8 protein-coding genes are annotated in these 12,831 nt (G+C 71.0%); 5 read left to right on the top strand and 3 right to left on the bottom strand.

What is annotated here, in order from left to right; translation table 11 throughout:
* The first annotated feature begins 29 nt into the window (after window positions 1-29).
* On the top strand, window positions 30-590 hold the full coding sequence (rplQ, locus tag AB0B55_RS25830) for a 50S ribosomal protein L17 (RefSeq protein ID WP_357126496.1): 561 nt from the start codon (window positions 30-32) through the stop codon (window positions 588-590).
* A gap of 70 nt (window positions 591-660) precedes the next feature.
* Window positions 661-1,491, top strand: a complete 831-nt coding sequence (gene truA / locus AB0B55_RS25835; RefSeq protein WP_357174365.1) for a tRNA pseudouridine(38-40) synthase TruA — start codon at window positions 661-663, stop codon at window positions 1,489-1,491.
* Between the two features lie 69 nt (window positions 1,492-1,560).
* On the opposite strand, the gene AB0B55_RS25840 is transcribed toward truA, so the two are convergent.
* Window positions 1,561-2,604 carry a hypothetical protein gene (locus AB0B55_RS25840; protein WP_357174368.1) on the bottom strand — a complete coding sequence of 348 codons (1,044 nt, stop codon included), beginning with the start codon at window positions 2,602-2,604 and terminating at the stop codon, window positions 1,561-1,563.
* Window positions 2,605-2,707: 103 nt separating this feature from the next.
* Here AB0B55_RS25840 and AB0B55_RS25845 point away from each other — a divergent pair, with 103 nt between their 5' ends.
* The 3 genes from AB0B55_RS25845 to AB0B55_RS25855 all read left to right on the top strand — a co-directional run bounded on the left by AB0B55_RS25845 (window position 2,708) and on the right by AB0B55_RS25855 (window position 6,065).
* The gene (locus AB0B55_RS25845; protein ID WP_357126487.1) at window positions 2,708-3,313 is read left to right on the top strand and encodes a methyltransferase; all 606 of its coding nucleotides are present in this window, start codon (window positions 2,708-2,710) and stop codon (window positions 3,311-3,313) included.
* Between the two features lie 41 nt (window positions 3,314-3,354).
* The gene (locus AB0B55_RS25850) at window positions 3,355-5,034 is read left to right on the top strand and encodes an ATP-binding cassette domain-containing protein (RefSeq protein ID WP_357174371.1); all 1,680 of its coding nucleotides are present in this window, start codon (window positions 3,355-3,357) and stop codon (window positions 5,032-5,034) included.
* Between the two features lie 86 nt (window positions 5,035-5,120).
* Window positions 5,121-6,065 (top strand): aldo/keto reductase, encoded by a 945-nt coding sequence (locus AB0B55_RS25855; protein WP_357126601.1) that lies wholly within the window; start codon window positions 5,121-5,123, stop codon window positions 6,063-6,065.
* 182 nt (window positions 6,066-6,247) lie between these two features.
* Here AB0B55_RS25855 and AB0B55_RS25860 read toward each other — a convergent pair whose 3' ends face one another.
* Together AB0B55_RS25860 and AB0B55_RS25865 are read right to left on the bottom strand one after the other, a co-directional pair.
* A complete protein-coding gene (locus AB0B55_RS25860; protein WP_357126481.1) occupies window positions 6,248-6,787 on the bottom strand; it encodes a hypothetical protein in 540 nt (179 codons plus the stop codon).
* Between the two features lie 69 nt (window positions 6,788-6,856).
* Entirely contained in the window at window positions 6,857-12,571 is a 5,715-nt protein-coding gene (locus AB0B55_RS25865) for a ThuA domain-containing protein (RefSeq protein WP_357174373.1), read from the bottom strand.
* Window positions 12,572-12,831: the final 260 nt, after the last annotated feature.

Raw genomic sequence — 12,831 nt, forward strand, 5'->3', positions numbered from 1 at the left:
GCTGCCGCCACAACTGAGGAGCACCAAAAATGCCCACGCCCACCAAGGGCCCCCGCCTCGGCGGCAGCCCCTCGCACGAGCGGCTGATGCTCGCCAACCTGGCGACCGCGCTGTTCCAGCACGGCAAGATCCAGACCACCGAGACGAAGGCCCGGCGGCTCCGTCCGCTGGCCGAGCAGCTCATCACCAAGGCCAAGCGCGGTGACCTCGCCTCGCGGCGTCGGGTGCTGGGTGTCGTCAAGGACAAGGACGTCGTCTACGCCCTGTTCGACCAGATCGCGCCCCGGTACTCCAACCGCCCCGGCGGTTACACCCGGATCGTGAAGACCGGTCCGCGCAAGGGTGACAACGCGCCGATGGCGATCATCGAGCTGGTGGAGGAGCTTCAGGTCGCCGAGCCGAAGGCGAACAAGAAGACCGCCGCCCGCAAGGCCGCGCAGCAGGACAAGGTCGAGGCGCTCGCCCCGGCCGAGGACGCTCCGAAGTCGGCCGACGCCGACCAGGACTCCGAGGCGCCGGTGTCGGCCTCCGGCGACACCGCCGAGGCGCGCGAGGACAGCGACCTCGCCACCGAGGAGAACAAGGCCTGACCTCGGGCATCAGTGCGGGCCCGGCACCCCTTTCGGGGTGTCGGGCCCGACCCGTAACAGGAGGTACGAGGTGGACGAGCGGATCCGGCTGCGGCTGGACGTCTCGTACGACGGCGCGGACTTCTCCGGGTGGGCGCCCCAGCCGACGCGGCGGACCGTCGCCGGGGTGCTCGTCGAGACCCTGGACCTGGTCCTGGGCGCGGGTACGGCGACCGGTCTGACCGTCGCGGGCCGGACCGACGCGGGGGTGCACGCCCGCGGGCAGGTCTGTCACCTGGACCTACCCGTCGAGGTGTGGCGGGAGCACGAGGGGCGGCTGCTGCGCCGGCTGGCCCGGCTGCTCCCCACCGACGTGCGGGTACGGGCGATGACCGAGGTGCCCACCGACTTCGACGCCCGCTTCTCGGCCACCTACCGGCGCTACGAGTACCGGGTGACCGACGCCCCGTACGGCGCGGAGCCGCTCCGTCGGCACGAGGTGTTGGCCTGGCCGCGGGCGCTGGACCTGGCGGCCCTGAACGCCGCGGCCGAGGGCCTGGTGGGGGAGCACGACTTCGCCGCGTACTGCCGACGCAAGGAGAACGCGACAACGCTGCGCGAGGTGACCCGGTTGGACTGGCGGCGGGACCCGGACGGCATCCTGGTCGCCACCGTACAGGCGGACGCGTTCTGTCAGGCGATGGTGCGCAGCCTCGTGGGGGCGATGCTCGCGGCCGGCGACGGCCGCCGGCCGGTGCGGTGGCCGGGCAGCCTGCTGACCCGGCAGGAGCGGTCCAGCGAGGTGACGGTGGCGCCGGCGCACGGGTTGACCCTGGTCGCGGTCGGCTACCCGGACGATCCGGTGGACTACGCGCGCCGTGCCGACCTGACGCGCCGGCTGCGCGTGCCGGTCGAGGGCTGACGGGCGAACCCGGTACGGACGACGACGGGTGTGCCACCTCGGCGGCACACCCGTCGGACGCGGTCGCGGTCAGTCGCCGTCCTCGCCGCCGCTCTGGCTGCCGCTGCCGTCGGTGGACGCCCCCGTTGGCTGCCCGGCCGTGCCGATGTCGGCCCGCCGTTGGAGGACGCCCTTGCTGAGGTGGGCCTCGATCATGTCGAACAGGACTTCCCGGATCTTGGTGTCGCCGGGCTTGACCGCGGTTCCGTCGGCACGGACCACCAGCGCGTACGCCAGGTAGTGGCCGCGGACCTGCCAGCCGACCCGGGCCGGGGCGCTGGTCAGCGCATCGGTGTCGTCGCCGGCGGTGAGCCCGAGGAACCGGCCCTGCCGTTCGTCGAGGATCTGCCGGATCCGGTCCCGGGCCCGCTCGGCGTTGGCCCTGTCGGTCAGGTTGAACAGGCCGGTGGTGACCAGGTGCTCGCCGCCGGGGCTCCGCAGGGTGGCCCGGACGACCTGGTTGCAGCCGAGCCGGACCAGCAGGTCCGCGACCTCGTCCGTGGCGGCGACGGCGCAACTGCCGCTGGACTGGGTCTTGAGCACCTGGTAGGCGGGCTGGCCTTCGGCGAGCTTCAGATCCTTGCCGGGGAAGAGTTCCTTCGCGGTGAGCGGCGCCTGGTCGGTGTCCCGCGAGTCGAGATCCTGCGGCTGCTGGACGCTGGCGGACGGCGCGGCGTTCGGCTGGTACGTCGGGGTGGACTGTGGTGTCGCGTCGCGATCCAGCAGCAGTGCGGCGGCGCCCAGGCCGCAGAGCGCGAGCAGGACGAGGACGGCGGCGCCGCCGATCACCACCTGCCAGAGCCGCCCACCGCCACGCCGGGCGGACGGCTCCACCGGCTGGGCCGAGGTGTAGACCTGGCTGCGGGGAGCCGCCACCGACGGGGTGACGCGGGGGGCCGGCGGCGGCTGGTTCGACGGCAGCACCAACTGGTTGGGTCGGGGCAGCGACGGCGCGGGGAAACGCGACGGTGAGGGGCCGGCCGGTGGAGGGGGACCTGCGCCGACCACGTCCAGGTCGGAGCCGGGCTCGGGGTCCTCGAATGCGTCCTCTTCGGACTGGTACCGATACACCATGTCGCCCAGAGTAGGAGTGATTGTCCCTTTAGGGGGTAATATCAGGGAAATGTGGGTGTGGGCAGTGTCGTGAGCCGCCCGAGCCGATGCGAGAATTGCCGACGTGACCGGCGACCACTACTTCACCGCGCAGCCCGCCAGCGACGCACCGGCGCGCGAGGTCGAATTCTCCGTCGCCGACCGCGACTACCGACTCGCCTCGGCCGGCGGTGTCTTCTCCGCCAGCCGTCTCGATCCCGGCACCGCCGTACTCCTGCGCAAGGCCGACCTGCCCGCCGCCGACACCACGGGTGACCTGCTCGACCTCGGCTGCGGGTTCGGACCCATCGCGTGCGTCCTGGCCGACCTCGCGCCGACGAGCACCGTCTGGGCCGTCGACGTCAACTCCCGCGCCCGCGATCTCACCGCCGCCAACGCGGCGAGGATCGGCGCCGGTGACCGGGTCCGGGTGAGCGCGCCGGACGACGTACCGGCGGAGGTGACCTTCGCCCAGCTCTGGTCCAACCCGCCCATCCGCGTCGGCAAGGACGAGCTGCACGAGCTGCTGCGGCGCTGGCTGCCCCGGCTCGCCCCGGACGGCGTCGGCTGGTTGGTCGTCGCCCGGCACCTGGGTGGCGACTCGCTGCAGCGCTGGCTCGTCGAACAGGGCTGGCAGGTCGAGCGGCACGCCAGCCAGAAGGGCTTCCGGGTGCTGCGGGTCACCCGGTAATTGGATGTCCCTACCGGTCCCGGTTGGGGCAGGATCCCGGCGTGGGATACGTGGACGTGGCAGCGGTCGGGCACACCCTGCCCGACGGTCGGGAACTCTTCGCCGACGTGTCGTTCCGAGTCGGTGAGGGCGCCAAGGTCGCCCTGGTCGGGCCGAACGGCGCCGGCAAGACGACACTGCTGAGGATGGTCGCCGGTGACCTTCCGGTACGCGCGGGCAGTATCGCGCGGGCCGGCGGGCTGGGCGTGATGAGGCAGTTCATCGGCATGATCGGCGACGAGACGACGCTCGCCGACCTGGCGCTGTCGCTGGCCCCGCCGGCGCTTCGCGACGCCGGCCGCCGGCTCGGCGAGACCGAGGCGGCCATGCGGGCGGCCGAGACCCACGGCAAGTTCAGCAACGCCGCGGGCAAGGCGCAGTTGGCGTACGCGGACGCGCTCGGCGCCTGGGGCGAGACCGGCGGGTACGACGCCGAGGTGCTCTTCGACACCGTCGCCACCATCGTGCTCGACCAGCCGTGGGACGCCGTACGGGACCGACCGGTACGGACGCTCTCGGGCGGGCAGCAGAAGCGGTTCGCCCTGGAGTTGCTGCTGCGCGGCCCGGACGAGGTGCTGCTACTCGACGAGCCGGACAACTTCCTCGACGTGCCCGGCAAGCGCTGGTTGGAGGGGCGGCTGCGGGAGTCGACGAAGTCGGTGCTCTACGTCTCGCACGACCGTGAGCTGTTGGCGCAGAGCTCCGACCGGGTGGTCGCCGTCGAGGGCGGCAGCGCCTGGGTGCACCCGGGTGGCTTCGCCAGTTGGCACGAGGCCCGGGTGGCCCGGCACGCCCGCCTCGACGAGCTGCGTCGACGCTGGGACGAGGAGCACCAGAAGCTGCGCGAGCTGATGCTGATGTACAAGCAGAAGGCCGCGTACAACGACGGGTTGGCCTCGCGGTACCAGGCCGCGCAGACCCGGCTGCGCAAGTTCGAGGAGGCCGGGCCTCCGCCCGTACCCCCCAAGGACCAGGACATCCGGATGCGGTTGACCGGCGGGCGGACCGGCAAGCGCGCGGTCGTCTGCGACCAGCTTGAGCTGGACGGCCTGACCTTCCCCTTCGACCTGGAGATCTGGTACGGCGACCGGTTGGCGGTCCTCGGCGCCAACGGCACCGGCAAGTCGCACTTCCTGCGTCTGCTGGCGCGCGGCGGCACCGATCCCGACCCGGCGAACGGGCCGGTCGACGGCGCGGGCGCGCTCGCGCCGGTGGTGCACGACGGCGTGGCCCGGCTCGGCGCGCGGGTCCGCCCCGGGCACTTCTCCCAGACGCACGACCGACCGGAGCTGATGGGAAGGACGCTTGTCGAGATCCTGTGGCGGGGCGACGAGCACCGCCAGGGGATGGACCGGCACGCGGCGATGGGGGTGCTCAGTCGGTACGAGCTGGCCGGGCAGGGTGATCAGCGCTTCGGCACCCTCTCCGGAGGGCAGCAGGCCCGCTTCCTGGTGCTCCTGCTGGAGCTGTCCGGGGCGACCCTGTTGCTGCTCGACGAACCCACCGACAACCTCGACCTGGCCAGCGCGGAAGCCCTGGAGGCCGGCCTGAACGCCTTCGAGGGAACGGTGATCGCGGTCACCCACGACCGCTGGTTCACCCGCTCCTTCGACCGTTTCGTACTGTTCCGCGGCGACAACGAGGTGGTGGAAACCCCCGAGCCGGTCTGGGACGTCGGCTGACGCGAAAGGAAGGGCCCCTTATTAGACACCAGGCGTTAGTAAGGGGCCCTTCCTTCACGGGGCATAGGGTGGAACTCGTGACTGAGATGACCTATCGCCGGCTGGGCGACTCCGGGCTCGTGGTGTCCGTCGTCGGGATCGGCTGCAACAACTTCGGCCGCAAGCTGGACCTCGACGGCACGCGAGCGGTGGTGGACGCCGCCCTGGACGCCGGGATCAACCTGTTCGACACCGCCGACATCTACGGCGAGCCGCAGGGTGGCTCGGAGGAGCTGCTCGGGCAGGCGCTCAAGGGCCGCCGCGACGACGTGGTGGTGGCCACCAAGTTCGGTATGGACATGAACGGCCTGAACGGTCCGGACTTCGGGGCCCGTGGCGCGCGCCGGTACATCGCCCGCGCGGTCGAGGCGTCGCTGCGCCGGCTCGGCACCGACCACATCGACCTGTACCAGATGCACGAGCCCGACCCGGGTACGCCGATCGACGAGACCCTCGCCGCGCTGGACGACCTGGTCCGTGACGGCAAGGTGCGCTACCTGGGCAACTCCAACTTCGCCGGCTGGCAGATCGCCGACGCGGACTGGGTCGCGTCGTCCAACGGCCGGGCCCGCTTCATCAGCGCGCAGAACCACTACAGCCTGCTGGAGCGCTCGGTCCAGGCCGAGGTGATCCCGGCGTGTGAGCGGTTCGGCCTCGGCATGCTGCCGTTCTTCCCGCTCGCCAACGGTCTGCTCACCGGCAAGTACAAGCGCAGCGAGCAGCCTCCGGCCGGCAGTCGGCTCTCCGGCGGCGGCCGGTACGCCGACCGGCTCGCGGCGGCCGACTGGGACACCATCGAGGCCATCGAGGCGTACGCGAACGAGCGGGGTCTGACCATGCTCCAGGTGGCGATCGGTGGCCTGGCAGCCCAGCCTGCGGTGACCTCGGTGATCGCCGGCGCCACCAGCGCCGAGCAGGTGCACGCCAATGCCGCCGCCGGCACCTGGGAGCCCACCGACGAGGACCTGACGGCCCTGCGCGACATTCTCTGAGCGCGGGCGCCGCGTGCCGCGTCGTGATCCACTCGCGTTCCTTGAATGCGGGGTGACCTGCGGTCGGGGATGCCCCGACTTCAAGGAACACGAGTCGATCACCAGCCGGCCGGACGGAACCGGGCCGGGCCGCTCGTCGCGGCCCGGCCCGGTCGTCGGAGTGGCGCTGGAGCGCCGACAGGTCAGTCGTTCGGCGTGGCGGAGCGGCGGCGGCCGAACAGCATGGCCACCCCCATCGCGGCGGCGATGAGCACCAGCCCGGCCGCCGCGAACGGCCACCAGCCGGCAGCTGCCCCGCGTCCGTCGGCCCGGTCCGCGGTCACCGCGACCGGCGTGGGCACCGGCGGAGACTGTGCCGCCTTCGCCTGCACCGTCGCGGTGGCCTTGCTCTGCAGCGGAGCGGGGGAGTTCACCGTCACCTTCCACGTGCCGGTGGAGAGCACCGGGCCGCTGCTGTAGAAGCCCTGCCCCTCGGGCTGCGGTTCCAGCTGCACCGGGCCGACCTTCTGCCCGTCCGGGCCGGTGGCGGTGAGCACCAGTCGTACCACCCGGTCCAGCCGACGACCGTCGGCGTAGGTGGCCTGGATGGTGACGCCCTCGGCTCCGTCGCCGGCCACCGTCAGCTTGAGTTTGTCGGCCTGCGCGGCCGCCGGGGTCGCGGCGAGCAGGGTCAGAGCCAGTCCGGCGAACACGGCGGCCAGCACCTTGCGGATACGCGTCACGGACGTCTCCTCCCTAATGAGGGAGGCCCCTCCCCGACGCCGGAGCGTCGGGGAGGGGCCTCGATCGGATCAGAGCTGGCGACCGGGTGCCAGCCGGGTGGCGTCGCCACCGAGCCGTCCCGTGCCCTTGACCGGCTCGCCGTCATTGGCCTTGACGCCGGCCTTGCTGGCCGTACCGCCGAGTCGCACGATCATCGCGTCGGCGTCCCGGGTGAGGGTGTCCCGGATCTCGGCCTCGGCCACCAGGGTGGCGTCGGTGGCGAGGTCCCGGAACTGGGTCAGCTGCTTGATCGCCTTGCTGTCGTTGCCGGCCGCCTCGGCCTGGCGGGCCGCGTCGAGCTTGGCGGTCAACTGCTTGTGCGCCTTGGCCGACAACCGCCCCGTCGCCTTGAACCGGTCCAGCAGGAACTGCATGTCCCGGAACGAGGTGGTGACGAAGAACCGGACGTTCGAGGTCGTCTTGTTGCCGGCCTTGTCGGTCGCGGTGACGGTCAGCTCGTGCAGGCCGAGCGACAGCTCGTACATGGCCTGCAGGGTGCCGCTGGCGTACGTGTTGCCGTCGAGCTGGCCGACCACGGACGCGATGCCCGAGGTCGGGTCCACGGCCTGCCAGGACACGCGGACGTCCTGGCTGTCGCCGTAGAGCTGGCCGTCGGCGATGCCGGAGACCAGCAGCGTCGGCTTGGTGCCGTCGATCTTCAGGATCGCCGACTTGAGCGTCTCGACGTTGCCCGCCTTGTCGGTGGAGCGGTACAGCAGCTCGTGCTGCCCGTCACCGGTCACCTCGACCGGCGTCGTGTACGGCGTCCACGCGCCACCGTCCAGCGACCACTCGACCGTCTTGACCCCGGAACCGGCGTCGGTCGCGGCGAGCACCACCGGGATGGTCCCGTTGTGCCAGCCCGCGTCGTTCGCCGGAGCGAACGTCGCCGTGGTGACCGGAGCGGTGGCGTCGATCTTGACCGTGACGGTCTTCGTCGACTCCACGTTGCCGGCCTTGTCGGTCGAGCGGAACCGCAGCTCGTGCTCGCCGTCACCGCTGATCGCCACCGGCGCGGTGTACGCCGTCCACGCGGTGGCCCCGTCCAGCTGGTACTCCGTGCTGGCGAGCCCGCTGCCGCCGGCCTCGTCGGCGGCGGTCAGGGTGACCGTCACCGGGCCGGTGTACCAGCCGTCGGTGGGGGTGCCGGACACCGCCGCGGTGGTGACCGGCGCCTTGTCGTCGGCCACCTTCGTGCTCAACCGGAAGTAGTCGAACGCGGCCGTCTTCGACGCCGTCTGGTTGGCGCCGAGGGTGAACAGACCCACCTTCGGGGTGGCGCCCACCGCGCTGTTGGTCAGTGCCTCCAGCGTGGTCCAGGTCGTCCCGTCGGCCGAGTACGACGCGGTGAAGGTGTCGCCCACCCGGGCCAGGCGCAGGTACCACACCGCCGAGGTGAGGCTCGTCGCCTCCGGCTGCGGGCTCTGCACCGTCCCGGCGATCTCGCTGCGGAACTCGATCCGCCGCGTCACCGCCGAGCCGGCCGTGTTGTCGGCGATGAAGTCGAACTTCAGGTAGTTGTCGTCGTCGGCCTGCACGAGCAGACCGGCCTGCTGGTACTGCTCGTTCAGCAGACTGCCGTCGACCTTGGTCTCCAGGGTCCAGTCGCCCGAGGGCGCGGTCTGGAGGATGAAGTTCTTCGGACCGGTGTTGTCGGTGCCGTAGATGTCACCGTTCGGCACGTCGATCCGCAGCGCGCCGTCGGTCACCCGGTAGCCGTTCGGGTCCTCCCGAACGATGGCGTCCCACCGGCACTTGTCCAGCGTGCTGCCGGTGAACTCGTCCGACGGCTCGACCGGGCCGGCCGGAGCGTCCGGCGTGACCACGAACGAGTCGAACGCGGCGTCCACCACTGGGGCCTCGGTGCCGCCGTTGAGGGCGAACACCCCGATCCGCGGGTTGGTGATGCCAGCCAGCGCGGCCGAGCGGCCGACCGTGGTGAACGTCTGCCCGTCGCCCGAGGTGGCCGCGGTCAGGTTCGTCCCGTCGCTGGTGATCCGCAGGTACACGGTGTCACCGGCCGGTGCGTTGGTGGCGTCGGCAGCGTCGTTGCGCGGCGTGGCCGCCGTCTCCCGGATGAACTCCACCCGACGGCTGCCGTTGTAGAGCAGGTCCACCTTGGCGTAGTTGTCGTCGTCGCCGTACACCAGCAGGCCGGCCTGCTGGTAGTTGGCCGTCACCGGGAGGGTGACCTTGGTGGTCATCTCCCAGGCGCCGGTCGGCGCCGGCTGGAGCACCAGGTTGGTGGCGTCGTTGCGGGCGCCGTAGAGGTCACCCACGGCGGTGGGTAGCTTCAGCGCGCCGCCGCTGAGGGAGTAGAGCTGGTTCTCCCGGACCACGGTGGTCCACCGGCTCTTGTCCAGCGTGTTGCCGTTGAAGTCGTCCGAACGCGCCCCGAGGCAGGACGTGTCCGGAGCGTTGACCCGCACCGGCACCGTGGCGTACGACTTGGCACCCTTGCTGTCGGTCACCGTGAGGGTGGCCGTGAAGGCGCCGACGCTGGTGTACGTGTGGCTGGCGTCCAGGGTGGACGCCGTACCGCCGTCACCGAAGTCCCAGGCGTACGTCAGCGGGGTGTCACCCTCGGCGTCGGTGGCCGTGCCGTCGAAGGCGACGGTGACCGGCGCGGTGCCCGTGGTCGGGGTCGCGGTGGCGGTGACCACCGGCGGCCCGTTCTCGGTGACGCCGCGACCGACGAAGTCCATCCAGTTGACGTTGAACAGCGAACCCGTTCCGCCGTTCGGGTCACGGGCCACGAAGTACAGCCCGCCGCTCGCGGCACCGGTCACCGGCGCGCTCACGTCCGTGTACGTCTGCCACCCGCCGGTCGCCGGAACGGTGGCCGTGGCCACGACCGGTCCGTCGACCGCACCGGCGTGGACCTCGATCCGACCGCCAGCGGCGGCCGAGGCGGCCCGGAACCGGATCTCGGTGATGTTGGTGAGGTTCGCCGGAACGACCGACCACCAGTCGCCGTCCTCGATGAACGCGATGCTCTGACCGCCACCGGCGGTGTCGGTCGCGGCCTCGCGCTGCACGCCGGCGTCGCCGCCGCCCGTGCTCACCGGGGTACGCCCGGTGGCGGTGAAGTACTCGGCCTGCTTCTGCTTGGGCTGCAGGATCTCGATCTGCCGGCCGGTGAGCGCGCCGGAACCGCCCGCGCCACCCTTGTCGGTGTAGGTGGCCTCGAAGACCGCGAACACGTTCGCCTCGGCGCCGTGCCCGGAGGCGAGCGACGTCTGGACCGTGCCGGTGCAGCCGGTGTGCTGCTCCAGCGGGTGGGCGTGCTCGTCGTGACCGAGCAGCACCTGGAGGTTCACCTTGGTGCAGTCGATCTGCCCGTCCTCGGGGTCGGTCACCTTGACCGTGTAGCGGACCTGGTCACCCCAGTTGAAGAAGCCACCGTCCGGCGGGAACTCGATGGTTACCGTCGGCGCGGTGTTGCCCACGGTGACCGGTACGTTGGCCACCGCCGTGCGGCCCTTCGGGTTGGTCACGGTGAGCTGCGCCGTGTAGTTGCCCGCCGTGGCGTAGGTGTGCGTCGGGTTGGCCTCGGTGGAGGTCTGCCCGTCACCGAACGCCCAGGCGTAGGTGAGCGTTCCACCGTCCGGGTCCCGGGAGCCGGCGCTGGAGAACTCCACCGTCAACGGGGCCGGACCCGAGGTCGGGTTGGCGGCCGCCGCCGCGATCGGCGCACGGTCACCGGCGGTGTAGTCGATCCGGTAGACCCCGGAGTTGTCGTTGTTGCCGCCGAAGCCGCTGCCCCACTCGATCAGGTACAGTGCGCCGTCCGGACCGAACTCGAAGTCCATCGGCCGGATCATCGACATGCCGGGCAGCAACTGGTTGATGTCCACCAACGACTTGCCGTCGGCGGTCATCTGCATCGTGTACATCTTGTTCTGGTTCCACTCGCCCAGCAGCGCCTTGCCGTCGAAGTAGGCCGGCCACTTGCGGGTCGAGTTGAGGTTGGCGTCGTACCGGTAGGCCGGGCCGCCCATCGGGGCGCCACCGCCACCGATCTCCGGGTACCGCGCGTCACCGGCGTAGCCGTAGTCGACGGTGGCCGGGACGACCGGCGGGAGGTTGGTCAGGCCCGTGTTGTTGGGCGAGTTGTTGACCGGCGCGGCGCAGTCGAACTTCGGACCGCTCGGGCCGGACGGGAACGTGTAGTCGTTGTAGGCCTCGTTCGTGCCCGTGCAGTACGGCCAGCCGTAGTTGCCGGGGGTCACGACGTTCCACTCGACCAGACCCCGCGGGCCCCGGTCCGGGTTGTTCGAGTTGGCGTCCGGCCCGTAGTCACCGACGTACAGCGTGTCGGTCTTCGGGTCGGTGCCGATCCGGAACGGGTTGCGGAAGCCCATCGCGTAGATCTCGGGACGGGTCTTCTCGGTGCCGGCCGGGAAGAGGTTGCCGGACGGAACGGTGTACGTCCCGTTGTCCTCCGGGTGGATCCGGAGCACCTTGCCGCGCAGGTCGTTCGTGTTGGCCGACGTGCGCTGCGAGTCGTAGTCCTGGCGACCCGGACGCTCGTCGAGCGGCGCGTACGCGTTCGACTCGAACGGGTTGGTGTTGTCACCGGTGGCCAGGTACAGGTTGCCGGCGCTGTCGAAGGTCATGCTGCCGCCCGCGTGGCAGCAGGTGTTGCGCTGGGTGTCGACCCGCAGCACCTGCTTCTCGCTCGCCAGGTCGATGGTGTCGCCGGTCACGGTGAACCGGGACAGCAGGTTGCGCGTGACGTTGTCGTTCGGGGCGTAGTAGAGATACACCCACTTGTTGGTGGCGAAGTCCGGGTCGAGCCGGATGCCGATCAGGCCGTCCTCGTTGCCGGTGAAGACGTCCAGGTCGACGGCGGTGACGGTGTTGCCGGTGTCCGGCTTGATGATCTGCACCCGACCGTCGCGCTCGATGTAGAAGACCCGCCCGTCGGGGGCGATGTCCAGCTCCATCGGGTTGCTGGTGTTGCTGTCCAGCGTGACCTTCTCGAAGTTGGAGGTCTTCGACGCGCCGCAGTCGGCGTCGACCACGCCGGCCGCCGTCTGGATGCCGCCGAGCAGGTGCTTGAGGAACTCGGGCTCGGCGTACGACTCACGGGTGTGCCCGCCGCCGGTGTACCAGGAGCGGCCACCGTCGAAGTCCTGGCACCACGCCGTCGGGTGGTCGGCGCCCATCGCGCCGGCGCCCGGGGTGTAGCTCTTCTCGTCCAGGCTGGCCAGGACGTGCACGTCCGACCGGGGGTTGGTCTGGAAGTTGTACCACTCGTCGAACCGGGACCAGCGTTCCGGCAGTCCGGCGGTGGACGGGTGGGCCGGGTCCTCCACCTTGACGGTGGCCTGCTGGTTCTGCGGGTGGTTGGCGAAGTACGCGCCGACCAGGTCGCCGTACCAGGCCCAGCTGTACTCGGTGTCCGAGGCGGCGTGGACGCCGACGTAACCGCCGCCGGCCTTCACGTACCGCTCGAAGGCCGCCTGCTGGTCGGCGTTGAGAACGTCACCGGTGGTGGAGAGCCAGATCACGGCCTTGTACTTGGCGAGGTTGGCGTCGCTGAACGCGGCACCGTCCTCGGTGGTGTCCACCGTGAAGCCGTTGGTGGCGCCGAGCTGCTGGATGGCGGCGATGCCGGTGGGGATGGCGTCGTGCCGGAAGCCGGCGGTCTTCGAGAAGATCAGGACGGAGTAGGGGTCGGCCGCAGCGGCCTTCGGCGCGTTCGGCGCCGCCTGGGAGAGCGGAGCCGCGACAGGCACGTCTCGCGCGGGGATCTGTGCTCCGGTCGGAGCCGCCTGCGCCGGGGACCCGATGAGGGCCGTCGACGTCAGGGCGAGGGACAACAGGGTAGCGGTGAGTGGTAAACGGGCACGACGAGAACGGGACACGCCGCCTCCAATGTCGCGGTGGACAGGGATCGCGGGGCCGGCTCGCCGAAGACCGTCCCAGATGGAGCCGGTGGGGACGCCGTGCCAGGGCGTCCACGCCGGCATTTTGTCGAATCGCTGAACAAATTAGT

Source organism: Micromonospora sp. NPDC049107 (assembly GCF_040648595.1).
Lineage (GTDB): Bacteria > Actinomycetota > Actinomycetes > Mycobacteriales > Micromonosporaceae > Micromonospora.